Genomic DNA, 18,932 nt, shown 5'->3' on the forward strand with positions numbered 1-18,932 from the left:
CCCGACTACGATGCGAGCGACCGAACGGCCCATCGCCTCATCGACCGATGACCTCGAACGCCCAGGTAGGCAGCGTGTCCGCAGCACGAGGGCCGGCCCCGGCCCCCGGCCCCGCCCCCGTCCACGTGCTGGTGGTCGAGGACGACGCCACCATCCGCCGCGCCGTCCAGCTGGCCCTGGAACGCTACGGCTACCGGGTCGACGTGGCCGCCGACGGGCTCAGCGGTCTGGAGGCCTTCCGCGCGGGCGCGTACGACCTGCTGATCCTCGACGTGATGCTGCCCGAGCTGGACGGCATCGGCCTCTGCCACCGGATCCGCGAGGAGAGCCCCGTCCCGGTCCTCATGATGTCCGCGCGCGGCGACGCCCTCGACGTGGTCGCGGGCCTGGAGGCGGGGGCCGACGACTACGTGATCAAGCCGGTCGACACCGCCGTCATGGTCGCCCGCATCCGCGCCCTGCTGCGCCGTGCCACCTTCCGCCCGGACGCGGAGAGCCCCGCACCGGGGAAGTCCGACCGGGACCGGGCCCCCGACCACATCCTGGCCTTCGGCGACCTGACCGTCGACACCCTCGGCATGGAGGTCCGCCGGGCCGGCGCGACCGTGTCGCTGACCCCCACCGAACTGCGGCTGCTGCTGGAGTTCGCCGCCGCGCCCGGCTCGGTCCTCGACCGCCGCCGGCTGCTGCGCGACGTGTGGGACTACGGCTGGGAGGGCGACACCCGGGTCGTGGACCTGTGCGTGCTGCGGCTGCGCAAGAAGATCGGCAGCGGGCGGATCGAGACCGTCCGCGGCTTCGGCTACAAGCTCGTCCGCGGCTGAGCGGCCGCCGATCGCCGTGGACCTCCTCAACCCCCGCGCCCTGCGCTGGAAGATCGCGGCCCTGGCCGCCGCCGCGTGCTGCGCGGTCGCCGCCGTGGTCGGCTTCCTGGTGCACGACGCCACCCGGGAACGCGGTCTGCGCGTCGGCACCGACCGGACGCTGACCCGGCTGATCGCCGCCGAGCGGGAGTACGACCGTACGGGGAGGGCTCCGGCCGACATCGACGTACGGAGCGGCGACGAACTGCCCGGACCGCTGGCGCGCGACCTCGCCGGCGTCGCGGACCAGCCGCGGACCGACCAGCCGGACGTCGGCGGATACGCCACCTGGTACGACGCCGATCCCCCCAACTGGTTCTGGATGTGGGGCGCCGTGGAGGTCGACGACGACCGCTTCCTCGTCGTCCGGGACGACATGAGCACCGAGGTCCGCAGCCTCCAGCTCCTGGACCGCAGCATCGTGAAGTCCGTCCTCGCCGCCCTCCTGTTCGTCGTCCCGCTCGCCGCCCTCGCCACGGAACCGATCAACCGGCGGCTGCTCCACGGGGCCCGTACCGCCCGCCGGATCGCCGACGGCGACCTGGACGCCCGGATCGGCCCGTCCGGGCGGGCCCGGGACGAGGTCACCGAGATGGCGGCGGCCGTCGACGACATGGCCGCCGCCCTCCAGCGCAAGCTGGAGAACGAGCGCCGGTTCACCGCCGACGTCGCGCACGAACTGCGCACCCCGCTCATGGGCCTGGTCACCGCCGCCGGGCTGCTGCCCGAGGACGACGAGGCGGCCGGTCTCGTACGGGACCGGCTGCGGGCCCTGAGCGCGCTGGTCGAAGACCTGCTGGAGATCTCCCGCCTGGACGCGGGCGCCGAGCGGGCCCGTCTCGACCCGGTTCCGCTGGGCGAACTGGTCGCCGACGTGGTGCGGCGTACGGGCACGGACACCCGCGTCACCATGGCGGACACCGAGGTGGTGGAGACCGACCCGCGCCGGGTGGAGCGGATCGTGGCCAACCTCGTCACCAACGCCCACCGGCACGGTGCGGCCCCCGTCGACGTGACCGTGACCGGGGCGCGGATCGACGTACGGGACCACGGGCCCGGCTTCCCGTCCGACCTGCTGGAGCGCGGCCCGCAGCGGTTCCGCACCGGTGCCGGCGAACGCGGCCGGGGGCACGGTCTCGGCCTGACCGTCGCCCAGGGCCAGTCCGAGGTGCTCGGGGCCCGGCTGACCTTCGCGAACGCCCCGGACGGGGGAGCGGTCGCGACCCTCGACCTGGCTCCGCGGTCCACCTGATACGGAACCGCAACGCACTCTCGCGGCCGTGGAAACGGTGCTGTGCGGGTCCGGAAGAACGACTCCTCGAAGGTGGCACCGGTACGGGAAACCGCACCGGTGCCATCTGGAGGAACCCATGCCCGCAGCCCTCGCCGCCACCCCCGCTCCCCCTTCCGCCGGGAAAGCCGTCCGCTTCCGACTCCGGCTCCGCCTCCTGCTGCCCCTCCGTCGCTCGGTCCTCGTACCGCTGACCGCCGCCGTGGTGCTCCTGGCCGGGACGGGAGGGTGGTACGCGACCGGGGGCGGCGGCCGGTCCGCGAACGGGCCGGGCGGCGGCGACGGCCCGGGGGAGGGGACGGCGCCGCTCGCCCGGTCGCTGCATCTGCCGTGGCCGCGCGAGGGCCAGGCGAGCGTGGCGGTGGAGGGGCTCGGCAGCCTCGGCACCCGGGGCGAGCAGAAGCCGGTTCCGATCGCCAGCGTCACCAAGGTCATGACGGCCTACGTGATCCTCAAGGAGCACCCGATGCGGGCCGGCGCCCCCGGTGCGACCGTGGTCGCCGACCGGCGGGCGGCCGACGAGTCGTACTCCTCCGTCGAGACGACCGCTCCCGTGCTCGCCGGTCGGAAGTACACCCAACGCCGTCTGCTGGAACTGATGATGGTGCCTTCGGGCAACAACGTGGCCCGTTTGCTGGCTCGTTGGGCCGCGGGTGACGAGAAGGCGTTCGTCGCGAAGATGAACCGGGCCGCCGCCGGGCTCGGCATGCGCGCCACCACGTACACCGGGGTGAGCGGGATGGAGACGAGTACGCGGAGCACGGCGGAGGACCAACTGCGCCTGGCCCGCGCCGCGATGCGGGACCCGGCCTTCCGGCAGATCGTGGCGACCGCCTCCGTCACGGCCCCGGGCGCCGGGGTGACCTTCCGCAACACCAACAAGCTGCTCGGGCACGACGGGGTCATCGGCCTGAAGACCGGCTCGTCCACCCCGGCGGGCGGCAACCTCGTCTGGGCCACGAGGCAGGAGGTCGCCGGGGCCGGTCGTCTGGTCATCGGCGTCGTGCTGCACCAGCGTGCCGGTACGTCGCCCGCCGAGGGCAGCGCCGCCGCCCACGAGGCGAGCCGCGCCCTGATCGCCGCGATCCGCGCCGAGCTTCCGGAAGCGGCGAACAGGGCCTAGGGACACGCCGGTCAGGGGTCGTCAGTGCAGCGCCTTCAGCATCTCCGCGGCGAACGGGGTGATGTCGGCGGTGCGCCCGCGCAGGGTCTTCGCCGCCCACTCGGGGTCGGCGATCAGGGCCCGCCCGACGGCGACCATGTCGAACTCGTCGCGCTCCATCCGGTCCAGCAGCTGCTCGATGCCGGTGACGCTGGAGTCGTTGCCCTGGAAGGCGCTGAAGAAGTCGCCGTCCAGGCCGACCGAGCCGACGGTGAGGGTCGGCCGACCGCTGATCTTCTTCACCCACCCGGCCAGGTTCAGGTCGGAGTCCTCGAACTCCGGCAGCCAGTAGCGGCGGGTGGACGCGTGGAAGACGTCGACACCGGCCTCGGCCAGCGGCGTGAGCAGGGCGTCCAGCTCCTGCGGGGTCTCCGCGAGCTTCGCCTCGTAGTTGTCCGACTTCCACTGGGACATCCGGAAGAAGAGGGGAAAGGCGTCGGACACGGCGGCGCGGCAGGCGGCCACGATCTCGGCCGCGAACCGGGTGCGGGCGACCAGGTCACCGCCGTAGGCGTCGGTCCGCCGGTTGCTGCCGGACCACAGGAACTGGTCGATCAAGTAGCCGTGGGCACCGTGCAGTTCGGCACCGTCGAAGCCGAGGCGTTCGGCGGAGGCCGCCGCGTCGGCAAAGGCGGCGATGACGTCGTCGAGGTCCTTCTGCGTCATGGCGCGGCCCTTGGGCTCGCCGCTGAGGGACAGACCCGAGGGCCCGACCGGCTCGGCGTCCGGGACGGGCCCGGCGCCCTCGGCGCGGGTGACGCCCACGTGCCACAGCTGCGGGATGATCGCGCCACCCGCCCGGTGCACGGAGTCCGCCACGTGGGCCCAGCCCGCGAGCGCGGCCTCGCCGTGGAAGCGCGGGACCCGGTCGCTGGTCCCGGCGGACTCGTGGTCGACGTAGGTGCCCTCGGTGATGATCAGCCCGACGTCGGCGGCGGCGCGGCGCGTGTAGTAGTCCGCCACGTCCTGCCCCGGAACGCCGTCCGGGGAGAACTGCCGGGTCATGGGCGCCATCGCGATCCGGTTCCGGGCGGTGAGCCCGCGCACCGAGAACGGCCGGGAGAGGGCGTTCGCGGCGCGGTCGGCGGCGCTCACGACGTCCGCCGCGCCCGTCGGGTTCGCGGTCGTCGCGCCTGCTGTCGTCGTCTCTGTCACGTCGGTGTCCTGTCCGTAGCCGGGGGTGTCCACCCGGGGCCAACACGTACGGGCCGCGTGGCCATCCCGGCTTCGGCCGCGATGAGGGTAAAGAGTCGGCAAAGAACGGAGCCACCCTCCGGTGACCTGCCCGGCTCGGCTCACTCGGACGTGGCGTCGCCAGACGAGATCAAGCCGTAACGCGATCGCCGACCGGACGCCGATGACTTCGCGGCCCGGCGCCGGTCATATGCGCGACACCATGCGAACCGCATCCGAATTGCTTTGAACCGCATCCGAACCGCAGACGGGACAGACATGACCGACAACGCCGTGAAGGGCCCTGCCAGTTACTTCCCCTCGATCGAGAAGAAGTACGGCCGCCCGGTCGCCGAGTGGAAGGACCTCATCCGCGCCTCCCCGCTGACCAGGCACATGGAGTTGGTCGGCTGGCTCAAGTCCGCACACGGCCTGGGCCACGGGCACGCCAACGCCCTGGTGGCGCACACGCTCGCCGAGGACAGCGCCGGCTGACCCCCGCGTCACGGAGGACCGGCGTTTGTCGCCGCCTGCCCGCAGATATGTCCGCGCTCGGTAACCGAGGCATCCCACCCGGGCGTTCGCATGTCTGGATGGGTGCACGGCATCGGGTGGACACGGCAAAAGGGGCGGGCGGACATGGCGAAGCACAAGGGACGGGCCTGGCACGGCAGGCTCCTCGCGGCGGCGCTCGGCGTGACCGCGCTGGCCGCCGCCACCTCGGTGTGGACCGCCCAGGCCGACACCACCGGAGGGCAGCCGCAGGGCGGCGACTCCTCGGCGGCCGCCGACGCACACCGGGTCGAGAAGGTGGCGGCGGAGATCGCGCACGCCTCGGAAGCCGGCCCGCGGGGCGTCAACATCACCATCGACGACGGGCCGGACCCGGTCTGGACGCCGCAGGTGCTGCGCCTGCTGAAGGACGAAGGCGTGCAGGCCACCTTCTGCATGGTGGGCACCCAGGCCAAGGCCTATCCGGACCTGGTCAAGAAGGTCGTGGCGGACGGCCACCGGCTGTGCAACCACACCGTCTCGCACGACACCGCCATGGACACCAAGCCCGAGGCCTACCAGTCCCAGCAGATCCTGGACGCCGAACGCATGATCATCAAGGCGTCCGGAGGCGTCCGGTCGCAGTACTACCGGGCGCCGGGCGGTGCCTTCACCCCCTACAGCCGGCAGCTCGCCGCGTCCCACGGGATGCGACCGCTCGGCTGGAACGTCGACACCAAGGACTTCGAACACCCCGGTGCGGACACGATGGTCGCCACCGTCAAGCGCGAGATCCCGGGCGGCCCGACCGTCCTCTTCCACGACGCGGGCGGCGAACGCTCCGAGACCGTGGCGGCCCTGCGCGAGGTCCTGCCCTGGCTGAAGGAGCAGGGCTACTCCTTCGGCTTCCCCGTGCGCTGAGCCAGGCTCCGCGATTCAGTCGCCCCGGACGGACGCGCAATCTGCCCACGCCAGTAGAGTGCGATGCTTGTTCGATTCGCCGGGAGGCGGAGGGGGGAGGGATCGTGGGGGCACAACTGCGCGACACCGCCACGGAATTGGCGGGCGTTCTGTGGCGCGAGCACACCGTGTACCGGGAGCGGTCCGGGGGGATGGTCATCCGGGGCGAGCACGTACGGCGCTGGATCAGCCTCGCCCCGGCGGGCGGCCGGGACGAGATCCTCGTACGCGCCGGCCGCATCCTGGACGGCGGCACCACCGCCCCGGCGCGCTCGGAGGCCGTGGTGCCCCTCACCGCCGGTACGGACGTACTCGCCGCAGCCTGCCGACGCCTGCTGGCCGAGGCGGCAGCCGATGCGGCGCGGCCCCCGCGGGGCGGGACGGCGTCCGGCTCCGGCCGGTCCCGCCGCCCCGGAAAGACCGCGCGCCGCAGAGGCAGGGGACGGCACACCGGCTTCGGCTCGTGGGTGATCGTCCTCTGCGTCGTCGGCGTGATCGGCCTGTACGTCTACAGCAACGCGGCGCTGCACGGCTGACGGCGACGGCCGGGCCGCGCTCCGGCCGCAACGGGTTCACGTACAGAGGCTTCACGGCGGAGCATCGGAGAAGGGGTCGGCGGTCTCACCCCAGGAGAAGGCGAATCCGCCCCGTGAAGCGTCGTACGTGACCGCGGCACCCGAGCTCTCCAGATCGAAGCGCTCATGGAGCCACCCGTCCATGGCCAACGCCGCCGCCTCGGACCGGTAGTCACTCAGCGGACAGTCGAGTGAGGACGTGCGAAGGAGAACGCCGTCGGGTACGAGCTCGCTCAGGGCGCGGGCGTTGAGGGATACCCCGAACGCCAGCCAGGCGGCGTCCTTCCAGTGCAGGCCGGCTGTCGGCAGCCCGAGCCAGATGTTCCGGTGGATCTGCACGCTGTGGGCCGGGATCCCGCCTTCGAGCGGAGCGACTTCAGCCCGCAGATTCACCGCGAGCCCACCCGCCGGAGCTCGAAAGCGGAACGCGAATTCGTGGATCACGATTCCTTCATTCGCTGCGATCCGCGGATCCGCGCAAGGGGCGCGAGGGCTTGGCCGGCAGGAAGCCGTTCACCGCTCCGGCCCCGGCCCCTGCCGCACGCGTCACCCCTGCGCGCTTCCATCGCCCGTCTGCCCGGAATCCTCGATCGCGGCAGTCTGCCCGGAGCCCTCGGCCGCGCCGGTCTTCTCGCGCATCTTGCGCACCAGCTCCGCCTTCTGCTCGGCAGCGCTCTCGCGGTCGAGGTTGCGGTGCGGCCCGTTGTTCTGCCGCTCGGCGCGGGACTGCCGCTTGCGCTGGCCTCCGCCCATGCCCACGGGGTTGTTGATGTTCTTGCTGTCGGTCATGGATTCTCCGGAATGAGGTGGAAATCAGGTGAAGCGGTCTGCGGAATGCGGCGGTCAGCCCGTGCTGTCCCGCTCCGCAGACCACACGGCGGCCTTCTGGACCGTGGGCCCCTCGACGCGGACCGCGCCCGCCGTGAAAGCGGCCCAGAGGAGATCCTGGCATCCGAAGAAGGACTCCCCCCAACTGTCCACCCAACCATGGACACGGGACGGTCCGGCCACGGTGGCGTCCCACCACTCCCAGCCCCGGGAGTCCTCGTCCGGGTCGAAGCGGTACAGCCAGTCCTGGAGATCCCACGGCCGGCCGCCCCCGGTGTGCTCCGCGTACGCCTCGCGGCCCGCCCGGGCGAACTGCGGTGCCCGCTCCTCGCCCCCGGACCCGGAACCCACTGCGGCGAACCAGCCCGGGATCTCGTCGACCGGCAGGCTCTCCTGCTCGAAGTCCGCCGTGCAGCCCCGCCGTACGGCCGGCGCGAGCACCGAGCGCAGGCGCTCCACGTACTCTGCGGGGTCACGACACGTACGCCTTCACGCGCGTGTCACGGAACTCCTCCTGAGCCTTCCGGAGGCAGGCGCACACGTAGGCCAGGCACCTCCGCACGAGGAGGGGTGTACGTTCGTCCGCTGTGGGCGGGAGGTCGTAGCCGGTCATTCCCCTCCCACTGACCGTCGTCTCCTCCGAGAGCCGGTCGGCGTAGGTGCCGGGCACTTCCGGACGGAGGTCGGTCAGCCCCCGGCCACCAGCGGCTGTGCGGGACCACCCACGTTCCATGACCTCATGGAACATAGGCGGAATGTCCCGGTCACTGAGGCCGGTGAGGTCTGTCGTACGCAGGATCTCCCGCATCCGAGGATTGCTTCGCATGCCTGCCCCTCGCCCAGTGCGGCGAGCCCCTTTCCGATCCCTGCGATGAAACCCGGATCGTTTCCGACGGCTTTCTCGACGCTCCGTGGAAGCCCCTCGGATTTCCCTGTCTCGCAGTCGTACTGGTACTTCGCGCCCTTGTCGCTCCGGTCCTGGAAGTGGGGTCTTGCTGGTGAGGGAGCCGCACCTGACCGCCGTTGTCCGCTCCGCCGGGCGCGGACGGAGCACGGGAGGCCGCTACGGAGACGGTCCCCCGGCACCGGAGCTGTCACGGCTGTGGCTCGTACAACCAATCGATCTTCTGGGCTGTCTTGCTCGACGACGCTCGAAGATCGACATCGTCGCCGGACAGGACTGAAGGACTGATGAACCCAGCCAGACGCATGACCGCCACCGCCCTGGTCCTGGCCACGGCAGGCGGAGTGCTCCACGCCACCGCCCTGTCCGCCTCCGCGGCGGTGAGCTGCGCCTCTCCCGTCTTCCAACGGCAGTTCTTCGCGAACACGACGTTCACAGGCACGCCGAAGAAGACGGACTGCGATTCCGTGATCGACCAGAACTGGGGCACGGGCGCACCCGCCTCCGGCCTGCCGTCCAACAGCTTCGGCGTGCGCTGGTCGGTGACGCGCGACTTCGGCTCCGGTGGCCCCTTCACGTTCACGGCCTCCGGCCGGGACGGCATGCGGGTCTACCTCGACGGCGTCCGCAAGATCGACGTCTGGAAGAACGGCTCCGCCACCGTCAAGAAGACGGTGAACGTGACGATCCCCCCGGGCAAGCACACGCTCCGCTTCGACTACGTCAACTGGACGGGTGCCGCGAACGTCTCGTTCGCCTATGCGCCGCGCACCTCCGCCACGTACGACAAGGTCACGCCCCTCGCCCCGACGGGCGCGGCCGTCTCGTACAACTCCGCCACCGGTGCGGCCAAGGTCTCCTGGACCAGGAACAAGGAGATGGACCTGGCGAACTACCGGGTCTACCGGCGGCTGCAGGGCACGCCGTACGGAAGCAAGCAGCTCGCGACGACCACCGCCACGTCGTACACCGACAGCACGCTGCCCAAGACGGGCGCGGCCTACTACTACGAGGTGCGGGCCGTCGACAAGGCCGGCCACGTCTCCGGCGGCAGCTCCGACAAGCTCGTCACCACCATCGACAGGACGCCGCCCGCCGCCCCGTTCGTCGAATGGGACGCCTGCCCGGCCGACCAGCCCTACGCGGCGCCGCAGCTGGTCACCACCGCGAAGAACGCCGCCGACATCGTCCGGTACGAGATGCAGCGGCTCGACGCCGCCACGCAGCGCTGGAGCACCGTCCACTCCGGCCCCAAGGGCGCGATCTGCGACACCGGCTACCGGGCCGACGGCAGCAAGGTCACCTACCGGGGCCGGGCCCGGGACGCCGCCGGGAACTGGTCGGCGTACTCGGCCGCCACCACGTTCACCACCCCCGACCTGACCCCGCCCGCCGCCGTCACGGGGCTCCGCGCCGAGTACCGGTCGGGCGTACCGCATCTGGTGTGGTCACCCGTCTCCGGGGCCGCTTCGTACCAGGTCCTCCAGTACGACCCCGCGACCGGCGGCTACGTCGACGCCCGCCCTGCGGGGACCCCCGGTGCCCGGACCGACGTGGTGCCGCGCCAGTCGGCCGCGGTCGCCGACAGCTACCGGTACGCGGTGCGCTCCGTGGACGCCGAGGGCAACGCCGCCACGCCGGTGGAGATCACCCTGAAGATGGCCGACCGCCCGGAGGCCGTCCCCGCGTTCAAGACCACCGCCAGCAGGTTCGACGAGGGGGTGATGGTCGCGTGGAGCAGCGTCGACCCGTGGACCGTCGACGAACGGCCCCTTCCCACGTACACGATCCTCCGGACCGACACCGCGACCGGCGAGACCGCCGTCGTGGACGGGTGCAAGCCGTTCACCTCGGTGGACCAGCCGTTGGCCGACCCGGAAACGTACTGGACCTGGGCGGGCGACGATGCCCCCCTGTCCGCCCGCAAGCAGGTCAACGGCAGCTGCTGGGACGTCCAGGGAGCGTCGGAGACGGCGTACGAATACCGCGTCGTGACGACCGACCGCCACGGCCGCGTGTCGCAGCCCGGCCCGCCCGCGACGGCGACCACCCCGGACACCCAGCGCCCCGCCCCGGTCGAGAACCTCAGCGCGGAACGCGTCCCGCTCGGCGTCCGGCTGACCTGGACGCCGCCCGCCGACACCGACGTCCGCGGCTACCACGTATGGCAGGGCGTCACCGACCCGGACAGCGGTGAGACGGTCTGGAAGGAGAACTGCTGGTTCGGCAGTTCCCTGGCCGCCACCGAGATCCTCTGCCCGACGGTCGCCGACGGCGCCACCCACGTCTACAAGGTGGCAGCCACGGACGACCGCCTTCTGCACGACGACGACCCGCTCGACGTCCTGCACCCCGCCGAGGTCGCGGTGACCCTGCCCGACACCCGGCCGCCGGGCTGGACGGGGACCGAGGTCCACGAGGGCCAGTACCCGCAGCTGTACGTCGGCTGCTCCGAAAGCTCCGGCCTCGGGGACTGCTCCCGTTTCGCGAGCTACCGGGTGGAGCGCTGGGACCCCCTCACGGCCGCCTACGTCACCTTGGCGGAGGGCGCGACGGGCGACGCGTCGTCCTACATGGACACGACGGTCCACGAGGACCGCCTCGGCCTGTACTACTACCGCGTCGTACGCCTCGACGCCTCGGGTGCCGAGGCCGCGACGCGTTCGTCGGCGCACGGCATCTGGGACTCCTGGCTCTGAGCCGGGGCATGTGCGGGGGGGGGGGGGGGGGGGGGGGGACCGAGGAGTTCTTCGGTCCCCTCCCCCTTCTGTCCTGGCGCAACGAAAAGCAGCGGAACGTCACTCGCTCCTGTGATCCGCAGGCGCCGGTCGCCCTACGGTTTGATGTTCTGGTTCACATGGAACAGGTTTCCGGGGTCGTAGGCCCTCTTGACCTCGACGAGGCGTTCGTAGTTGCCCCGGTAGTTGGCCCTGATGCGGTCCTGGTCGTCCTCGGCCATGAAGTTGATGTACCCGCCTTCTTCCGAGTGCGGAGCGGTGGCCTGGTAGTAGTCGCGCACCCAGGCGGTGTTGGCCTCGTTGTCGGCGGGGTCGGGCCACATCCCCGCGATGACGGTGGCGAAGTTGGCGTTGCGGTAGGCGAAGGCCGTGTCCTCCGGTGCCACGCGGTGGCAGGCGCCGTTGACCGGGTAGATGTGCACCGTCGAATTCATGGCGGGCAGCCGAGGCGCGTGATCGAGGTGTGCGGTGATCGCCGCATCACTGAGCTCGGTCACGAAGTTGGCCTTCCAGTAGTGCTGCAGGCCCGGCGGTACCAGCGCGTCGAACGCGCTGTTGAGAGCGGGATACGGCATGGGGCCGACGTGCTCGGCGACCACCGGTGCGATGTCCCGGAACCGCTGGACGGCGCGCTCTCCCTCGTTCATGGGTCCGGCCCAGCACGCGACGATGAGGATGAAGGTGTCACCGTGCCGGTCCTCCGGGATGAACGGCAGTGGCGGAGCGATCTGGAAGGCGGGGAAACCGCCGAGCTCCTCCGGGGCGTCGGCGATGAGTTCGCGGAACGCCCGCAGGACCGTGCCCGCATCCGTCAGCTCGTACAGGATGGGCCCGCCGTAGATGTCCTCGACCGGACTGAGCCGGAACTCGAACGATGTCACCGCGCCGAAGTTGCCGCCGCCGCCGCGGAGGGCCCAGAACAGGTCCTCGTGTTCGTGCTCGCTCGCGACGAGCAGCCTGCCGTCCGCGGTCACGACATCGGCCGAGACCAGGTTGTCGCAGCTCAGCCCCAGACCGCGGGCGAGGTACCCGATCCCTCCGCCGAGGGTGAGCCCCGCGACACCGGTGGTCGAGACGATCCCGCCCGTGGTCGCCAGGCCGAACGTGTGCGTCGCCGCGTCGAAGTCGCCCCAGGTCGCACCGCCGTCCACACGCGCTGTCCGCCGCCGGGGATCGACGCGGACGCCTCGCATGCCGGACAGATCGGCCACCACCCCGTCGTCGCAGGTCCCGAAGCCGGGCACACTGTGCCCACCACCACGCACCGCGAGGTCCAGCCCGTTGTCGCGTGCGAAGTCGACCGCAGCCATGACATCGCCCGCGTGTGCACACTGCGCGACGGCCGCCGGACGCCGGTCGATCATGGCGTTGTAGACCGTGCGCGCCTCGTCGTAGCCATCGCTGTCAGGCGTGATCACCGGCCCCCGTACACGTTCCCGCAACTGGTTGATCGATGAGATGTTCACCAACCTCACTCCTTGCGCGCTGGTGCCGCGAGTTCCGGTGGTACGCAACCCTCAACGCCGGTCGCCCCGGCTCCCCTGCCATCCAGCGACCCGGCTGCCCTCATCCGGGCGTCTTCCACGCTACGCCGATGAGCCGGATGCTCAACTTGACGGCCGTGGGTGCATTCCCGCCGTCGGTGTCACCGATCACGGGTCCCCGCCGACTGGCGTCCGCCGCCGGCCTCCCTTTGACGCCGGTCCGTCGACAGCTGCGCGAATGCCCGCCGCTGTCAGCGCCGCGGACTCGCGGGCGCTGAGCCCACGTGACGGGAGGGGCGGGGGCCACCGTGGCCAGTGGGGAACCGCGTTCTCCAGTCCCGTGGGGGCAGATCGCGCCGCACCGGGACGAACGGGAAGCGGCCGCGGTCGGCATAGCGCGCGGTCCAGGCAGGGTTTCGTGGAGCGGGTGACGAGAATCGAACTCGCGCTCTGAGCTTGGGAATCAGCGGTTCTTGGGTGCCGTAGCGGCACTGACCTGCACTTCCGCAGGTCACAGGCGGAGGGCTTCGGTCGGGGAGCCGTACCTGACCGCTGTTGTCCGCTCCGCTGGGCACGGATGGGGCACGGCCGTTGAGGTCTGAACAGCCCGATGCACAGCTGCCGAGCGTCCGGCCTCATGCGGTCATCAGTCTTCGTGCGGAACTTCCCGTTCCCGGGGCCGTTCGCCGATGTCGTAACCCATGCCTGTGCCCATTGCCGCGGCCCGGTGATTGCCTGCTCGTCGAGTGCGTAGGCGCATCTCGTGTCGCCGATCCAGTCGGCTCCGCCCTGCCGCGCCTACAAGTCGCTCAGGCCGAAGGAGTCACCGGCATGGCACCGTCCGAGCTCCTTGGGTTCGGCATGGTTCCATCGGTTCGCCGCGGCTCGTACGTCGAGATGTCGGGGCGAACAGCGAGTGAGGCAAACCCACGTCCTGCCCCACTCACCAGCTCTCGTAGTCCTCGATCAGTCGGACCACAAGCCGGTGGAGCGCTGCTGCCCTGTTCAGGTCCTCCCGCTGTTCGCGCAGGGCCCGCTCGGTCGTCCGGAGTCGGTGCCAGGCGTCTGGTTCCTTGTCCATCACGTCGTCGACCAACGGCCGGGTGATCAGTGCGAGGCACTCGGCCAGTCGCAGCCTGGTGGATGGCGCCGGCGGCACCGGGTCGGCGACGGCGTACCCGGTCGTCAGGTATCGGGCAGGGTCGGCCAGGCTCCAGCCGACGACCGCCCCAGCCCGGACCAGGAGCGCCAGGTCGGGGGCGATGCCGATCCGGGTGTCCGGCGGAGTGTCGAGGACGGCAAGATCCCGCAGGCAGGCCAGTTCCGTCGCTTCGCGGTCGCAGCACAGCACCGTGGTCTGCGCGAGGGCGAAGTCGTGTGCCTCCTCCGCGCGGAGCCCGCCCCGGACGGCCCGGGGCTCGGTGGAAAGGTGGACCACGGCCTCTGGCGGGGCGGATACGGCGGGCAGGTGGAGGCCCACGCCGACCAACTCGCGGCTGTCGTTGTCGAACAGAACGTCGTCGTTCTCCGACCCCAGCCACTCCTGGCTTCCGAAGGTGCCAGGCAGAAGCCGCTCGAATTCCGCCCGGTCGGTGAACTCACCGACGACCAATTGAGGGATATCGAGGGCGAGGCGCGGGGTGGATGTGAGCGGAGTGTCCGTCACCACGGCGCGAAGAGTGTTCAGGGCGATATCCACAGGTGTCCCACCTCACCGGATCTGATCGGCGGGCGCCAACGTGCCGCCTCGGCTGTCCGGAATGTTGCCGTTCACAATATCGTCATGGGTCACCGGCAGGCCGGGGTCGTCGGGCGACCCGCCGAATGCCTTGGCACCGCTTTCCCCTCGGGTCCCCGAAGGCCCGTACGCGGTGATGGCATCGCCCGCGCCGGCGCCCGGCCCCTTGGTGATCACGACGTCTTCTCCTTGCCGGAAGGTGAGGTTCCCCCGCTGTCCCTGGGAGTGGTAGACCGCGTCGGGGTTCTTGAGGATCTCCAGAACCCGGTCGTCGCTGAATTGGTGTCGCGTGTCGGCGTGGTAGTTGCCGGACTTCCTCATCTTCCCCTCCTGAGCCCGTTCGATCACCTGGTCGGAAACCTTCCGGGCTCTCTCCTTGGGGCACTTGGGCATGAGGCCCAGAGGGTCGCACCAGGTGGAGGGGTTGTCGACGTAGGCGACGGGATTGGGCCCGGGCGCCAGACCGAGAGGGTCGGGGGAGACGTAGCGGCCGGCTTCCGGATCGTAGTGGCGGAAGAGGTTGTAGTGGAGGCCGGTCTCCGGGTCGTAGTACTGGCCCGGAAAGCGCAGAGGGGTGTAGGCGGTACTCGCCCGGGCCCAGGCGGTGGTGCCCCAGATGGTGGTGCGGGTGCGCCAGGCTATGTCGCCCGACTCGTCGACGAGTTCCGTGGGGGCGCCGACGAGGTCGGTAGCGATGGCGAAGAACCGCCGGTCGATCTCGTCCTGACGGGTGTCGGCGGTCAGGATGCGTTCGGTCTGGGCGAGAGGGACTCCGGTGCGGTGATCCCATGTGAGGACAACGGTGTTCGGGAGAGCGGACTCTCGCATGGTCTGTTCGCAGAGGGTGATGCCGTCCCAGGCGAACCTGACCTCCTCGGCGATGGTCCCGCCGTCGGCGGACAGGCGCTGTTTGGCAGTGCGACGTCCCAGGGGGTCGTAGCGGTAGCGCCAGCGAGTGCCGTCGGGGGTGATCACCGAAGAGAGACGGTTTTCGGCGTCCCATGTGTAGCGCCAGATTTCCGGCTTGCGGGAGAGCCGTGCCCTTCGGCGGAGGGTGACGCGCCCGAGGGCGTCGTACTCGAAACGGGTGCCGCCGGCCCGAATGAGCTTCGTGCCGACGTAGGACCTAGGTCCGGCGCCGTCGCTGCCCGGATGTGTGGCAGGCCAGACTGCCTCGGTCTGGTTGCCGTCGGCGTCGTAGGCGTAACGCTCTGTCCAGCCTCGCGCGTGCACCGCGGTGACTCGGCCGACCGAGTCGAGGTCGAAGGTACGTGAGCCCGACAGCCGGTCGGACAGTTCGGTGAGGTGGCCGTCCGAACGGTAGGCGTAACTACGGCCGTTGAGGGCGCGCCCATCGGCGGTCAGTTCTTCGGCAGAGAGCCGTCCGGCCTCGTCCCACGCCGAGGCGACGGTGAGGAAGCCGTCGAATACGCGGGCTGTTTCCCGCCCGGCGACATCGTGGGTGAAGCCGACCCGGCAGCCCCCTGCCGTCAGGTGTGCGGGTCGTCCACCGCTGTCGTAGGCGTACGAGGTCACTTGCCCGGTGGGTGTGATGCGGCGGGTACGGCGGCCCACGGCGTCATACGCGTAGGCCATGGCGTATCCGTCCACCAGCTCGGTCTTGACCTGGCCTCGGCGGTCGTACCGGTAGAGGATTTCGCTGTCCGGGTTCGACGCCTGCAGAAGGCGTCCGGCCTGGTCATAGGCATAGACGGTCACCCACCCGTCGGCGTCCTTCTCGACGACTCGACCGAGTTGGTCGCGCTTGAACGAGATGGTCTGGCCGAGGGCGTCGGTTCGGGAGCTGAGCTGTCCGTCGGCGTCATAGTGGTAAGACACGGTGCGGCCGTCGAAGTCGGTCTCCGAAATCATGCGGCCGGCCGCGTCGTACGCGTAACTCCAGGTCATACCTTGGGGGTTGGTCACCTCGGTGAGCTGAAGATGGGTGTCGTAGCGGAATGAGTAGCGGGTTCCGTCCGGATGAGTGCGGGCCGCCGGCAGGTCGAAGTGGGTGTAGTCGAAGGACGAGACGCCACCGACCGGATCCGTGTGGGTGAGGCAGTTGCCCTCGCCGTCGTAGGTCCACGATTCGGTGGCACCGCCCGGGGCCACCCTGCGGGCCAGTCTGCCGTCCACGTCCCACTCGAGACGGGTGGTGCCGCCGACGGGATCAGTGATGAGCACAGGGCGCCCCAGTGCGTCGCGCTTCACCTGGGTGGTGCCGCCCGCAGGATCCGTCACCTCCGTCGGCATGCCGGCTGAGTCACAGCGGATCGTGGTGGTGGCCCCGAGCGCGTCGGTGACCGAGGTCGGCCGCCCCTGTGCGTCGAAGTTCCAGCGGGTGGTGTGCCCGGCCGCGTCGGTGACCGCTGTCAGGTTGCCCTGCTCGTCGAACTCCTGAAGACGGCGCGCGCCGTCCGGCCCCCGCGTTTCCCTATGGCTTCCCGACGGGTCGTGCTTCGTCGTGAGTCGGCTGCCGTCGGGGCGGGTGACGGTGAGCAGACGACCTTGTTCGTCGTACGTGAAGTCGGTGACTCGGCCGAGCGGATCAGTACGGGTGAGCTGTCTGCCGTGGCTGTCGTACGTGGATCGGGTGGTGTGGCCGAGCGGGTCGGTGGTGGCAAGAACCCGGCACCCGGCGTCGATCAGGTACCGGGTGGAGTGGCCGTCGGCAGTGGTCAGGGTGGTCACGCGGTGGCCGGTGGCCGAGTCGGGGCGACCGTAGGAGAGCTGGAGTTCGACGTGCCCGGCTTCGCCTCCTGCCGCGATCACCCGGTCGTGCTCGTCGTACTCATACGCGTACCGGCTCCGGTTGGAGTCGGTCCAGGCTGTTATCCGGCGGGCGTCGTCGTATTCGAAGGTGAGGGCCGACCCGGACGGTTGGGTGATGGTGGAGAGGTTGCCGGACGCGTAGCCGTAGGACCTGAGGGGGTGGACCGCTCCCGTGGCGTCCATCAGACTCAGTCCGGTGACTCGAGCTTCGGTCACGGTCAGGATGAGGCGGTGGCCGGCCGAGTGGACGAGCGCGAGGGGCGTGCCGTCGTCAGCGCGGTCCAGGCCAATGGTGTTGCTGTTGCGGTCGGTGATCTGGACGAGCCAGGCGGTGCCGTCTTCGCCGGGTGCCGCCCCGGGAGGCCCAGCGAAGTGCTTGGTCAGTCGGGTCTCGGGATCGGTGAGCGTGTAATCGCCTGCGGCGTCGCGGCTCAGGGCGCTCCGTGAGGTCCCGGATTCCGGAAGCGTGGGCAGCCCCGGCACGGGGTGCGGGTAGGTGATCAGCAGTCCGTCGTCGGTGACGTGGATGACGCCGACCGCGTCGATCTCCAGGCGTTCGTCGACGGTTGAGGACCAAGAGGGGCCGAAGAACCGGCCCGCGGTGTAGCCCGACTCGGCTCGGCGGGTGAAGACGAGGGGCAGCACGCCGGGGAGGACCACGTCGGTCTGGGGAAGGAACATGCGGCCGGAGGCGAGGTCGACCGGGTCGGTGCCCCCGGTCGTACGCTCACCGTCGGGCCGGTTGTGGGTGCCGTCGGGTGCAGCGCGCTCCAGGTTGCGCGCGTCGGAGGCGAGGTCGGCGGCCTCCTTCACCACCCGGGCCCCTTTGACACCGGCGCCCGCGCCGCCGGTCGCGGCGGTGAGGGCCAGGTCGGGCAGGATCCGCCCGAACCCCTCGGCGGGGTCCTTCATGAACCCGTCGATCATCTGCTTGCCGGTGCCCCAGGGGTCGTTGGCGACCCGGACGAGCCCGGCGGCGGTGTTGTTCAGCGCGAGCGCGTACTCCGCGGGGTGGGTGATGTTGTACGGGTCCGTGGGGTTCACGCTCCGCGCGAAATTCAGGATGCCCGCCGCGCCCTTGACGACGCCGCCCGCGATATGGGTCCTGATCACCTCGTATTCGGCGAGCCCGTCCATGGCCTGCTCGGCGTACCGCGGCTTCGGCGGCGCGGCGTCCCGGGCCGCGGTGACGGCCTTGCGCGCGGTCTCGGCCGCCGTGTTGCGCTGCTTGCGCGCCTCGGCCAGCAGCTCCTGTGCCTCCTCCATCCGCCCGTTGCCCGGATCCTTGAACGCGCCGGGCTTGGGCGGCAGGGTGGAGGGGTCGCGGTCGTCGGCGGGCTTGGCGTTGTAGGCGTCGACGGCCTTGTTGTACGTATCCGCCATCGCGTTGTACGCGTCCTTGGCCTCCTCCGACGCCTTGGTCCCGGCCTTCCACTTGTCGATCGCGGACTGCGCCTGCCCCTGCGCCCACTCCACGGTCCCGGCGAAGGAGTCGAGGGCACCGGCGGCCTTCTCGAAGGCGTCGGCGGCCTTGAACCACTTGGGCGGCTCGATGGACACGGAGTCCCGGAAGGCGTCGGCCGCCTGCCCCTTGAGCGCGGAGGAGTCGACTCCCTTGAGCCCGCCGCCGACCTGGTCGAACGACCCCTGCAACTTACGCAGATGGGTGGCCGTCGCCCGGATCTCGGACGGGCTGCCGTAGATGAGCTTGGTCTTGTCCTCGGTCTGCCCGAGGTCCATCTCGTCGACCTCGGCGCCCATCCGGTTCGCAACCGAGCGGGACTTCTCCCGGACCCAGTCCGCCCCCGACTCCCAGCCGGCGTCCTCCAGCCGGTCACCGGTCCAGTTCCCGGCGTCCTCGACCCGGTCACCGGCCCACTCGACACCGTCCTCGACCGCGTCCTCGACGACATCGGGCGTGATGTCGCTGACGAAATCCCCGAACCCCATGG

15 protein-coding genes are annotated in these 18,932 nt (G+C 70.8%); 7 read left to right on the forward strand and 8 right to left on the reverse strand.

Translation table 11 applies throughout. The annotated features are described in order from the left end of the window. Positions 1-47 precede the first annotated feature (47 nt). The 3 genes from cseB to RNL97_RS17400 all read left to right on the forward strand — a co-directional run bounded on the left by cseB (position 48) and on the right by RNL97_RS17400 (position 3,277). Positions 48-824, forward strand: a complete 777-nt coding sequence (gene cseB, locus RNL97_RS17390; RefSeq protein ID WP_030578892.1) for a two-component system response regulator CseB — start codon at positions 48-50, stop codon at positions 822-824. A 16-nt stretch (positions 825-840) separates the two neighbouring features. Then, the gene (locus tag RNL97_RS17395) at positions 841-2,115 is read left to right on the forward strand and encodes a sensor histidine kinase (RefSeq protein WP_313750921.1); all 1,275 of its coding nucleotides are present in this window, start codon (positions 841-843) and stop codon (positions 2,113-2,115) included. A 199-nt stretch (positions 2,116-2,314) separates the two neighbouring features. Continuing rightward, positions 2,315-3,277, forward strand: a complete 963-nt coding sequence (locus tag RNL97_RS17400; RefSeq protein WP_313751640.1) for a D-alanyl-D-alanine carboxypeptidase family protein — start codon at positions 2,315-2,317, stop codon at positions 3,275-3,277. A gap of 21 nt (positions 3,278-3,298) precedes the next feature. Here the strand turns inward: RNL97_RS17400 and RNL97_RS17405 are convergent, their stop codons facing one another. Next, positions 3,299-4,411, reverse strand: a complete 1,113-nt coding sequence (locus RNL97_RS17405) for an NADH:flavin oxidoreductase (RefSeq protein WP_030578886.1) — start codon at positions 4,409-4,411, stop codon at positions 3,299-3,301. A gap of 357 nt (positions 4,412-4,768) precedes the next feature. Here RNL97_RS17405 and RNL97_RS17410 point away from each other — a divergent pair, with 357 nt between their 5' ends. From RNL97_RS17410 to RNL97_RS17420, 3 genes are all read left to right on the forward strand, one after another. Beyond that, on the forward strand, positions 4,769-4,984 hold the full coding sequence (locus RNL97_RS17410) for a DUF4287 domain-containing protein (protein WP_030578884.1): 216 nt from the start codon (positions 4,769-4,771) through the stop codon (positions 4,982-4,984). A 144-nt stretch (positions 4,985-5,128) separates the two neighbouring features. Next, the gene (locus tag RNL97_RS17415; RefSeq protein WP_030578882.1) at positions 5,129-5,902 is read left to right on the forward strand and encodes a polysaccharide deacetylase family protein; all 774 of its coding nucleotides are present in this window, start codon (positions 5,129-5,131) and stop codon (positions 5,900-5,902) included. Positions 5,903-6,006: 104 nt separating this feature from the next. Further along, positions 6,007-6,477 carry a hypothetical protein gene (locus tag RNL97_RS17420; RefSeq protein ID WP_199814155.1) on the forward strand — a complete coding sequence of 157 codons (471 nt, stop codon included), beginning with the start codon at positions 6,007-6,009 and terminating at the stop codon, positions 6,475-6,477. 51 nt (positions 6,478-6,528) lie between these two features. On the opposite strand, the gene RNL97_RS17425 is transcribed toward RNL97_RS17420, so the two are convergent. From RNL97_RS17425 to RNL97_RS17440, 4 genes are all read right to left on the reverse strand, one after another. Then, entirely contained in the window at positions 6,529-6,960 is a 432-nt protein-coding gene (locus tag RNL97_RS17425; RefSeq protein ID WP_050499967.1) for a hypothetical protein, read from the reverse strand. A 102-nt stretch (positions 6,961-7,062) separates the two neighbouring features. Beyond that, on the reverse strand, positions 7,063-7,305 hold the full coding sequence (locus RNL97_RS17430; RefSeq protein WP_030578876.1) for a DUF6243 family protein: 243 nt from the start codon (positions 7,303-7,305) through the stop codon (positions 7,063-7,065). Between the two features lie 54 nt (positions 7,306-7,359). Beyond that, positions 7,360-7,803 carry a hypothetical protein gene (locus tag RNL97_RS17435; protein ID WP_243314499.1) on the reverse strand — a complete coding sequence of 148 codons (444 nt, stop codon included), beginning with the start codon at positions 7,801-7,803 and terminating at the stop codon, positions 7,360-7,362. Positions 7,804-7,816: 13 nt separating this feature from the next. Beyond that, on the reverse strand, positions 7,817-8,152 hold the full coding sequence (locus RNL97_RS17440; RefSeq protein WP_030578873.1) for a hypothetical protein: 336 nt from the start codon (positions 8,150-8,152) through the stop codon (positions 7,817-7,819). Between the two features lie 383 nt (positions 8,153-8,535). Here RNL97_RS17440 and RNL97_RS17445 point away from each other — a divergent pair, with 383 nt between their 5' ends. Then, a complete protein-coding gene (locus RNL97_RS17445; protein ID WP_313750922.1) occupies positions 8,536-10,947 on the forward strand; it encodes a PA14 domain-containing protein in 2,412 nt (803 codons plus the stop codon). Between the two features lie 134 nt (positions 10,948-11,081). On the opposite strand, the gene RNL97_RS17450 is transcribed toward RNL97_RS17445, so the two are convergent. From RNL97_RS17450 to RNL97_RS17460, 3 genes are all read right to left on the reverse strand, one after another. Beyond that, entirely contained in the window at positions 11,082-12,461 is a 1,380-nt protein-coding gene (locus RNL97_RS17450; RefSeq protein ID WP_313750923.1) for an FAD-binding oxidoreductase, read from the reverse strand. A 952-nt stretch (positions 12,462-13,413) separates the two neighbouring features. Further along, a complete protein-coding gene (locus RNL97_RS17455) occupies positions 13,414-14,169 on the reverse strand; it encodes a hypothetical protein (RefSeq protein WP_030578867.1) in 756 nt (251 codons plus the stop codon). A 12-nt stretch (positions 14,170-14,181) separates the two neighbouring features. Further along, complete coding sequence (locus RNL97_RS17460; protein WP_313750924.1) at positions 14,182-18,930, reverse strand: putative T7SS-secreted protein; 4,749 nt, start codon at positions 18,928-18,930, stop codon at positions 14,182-14,184. Positions 18,931-18,932 lie beyond the last annotated feature (2 nt).

Source organism: Streptomyces parvus, assembly GCF_032121415.1.
Lineage (GTDB): Bacteria > Actinomycetota > Actinomycetes > Streptomycetales > Streptomycetaceae > Streptomyces > Streptomyces globisporus_A.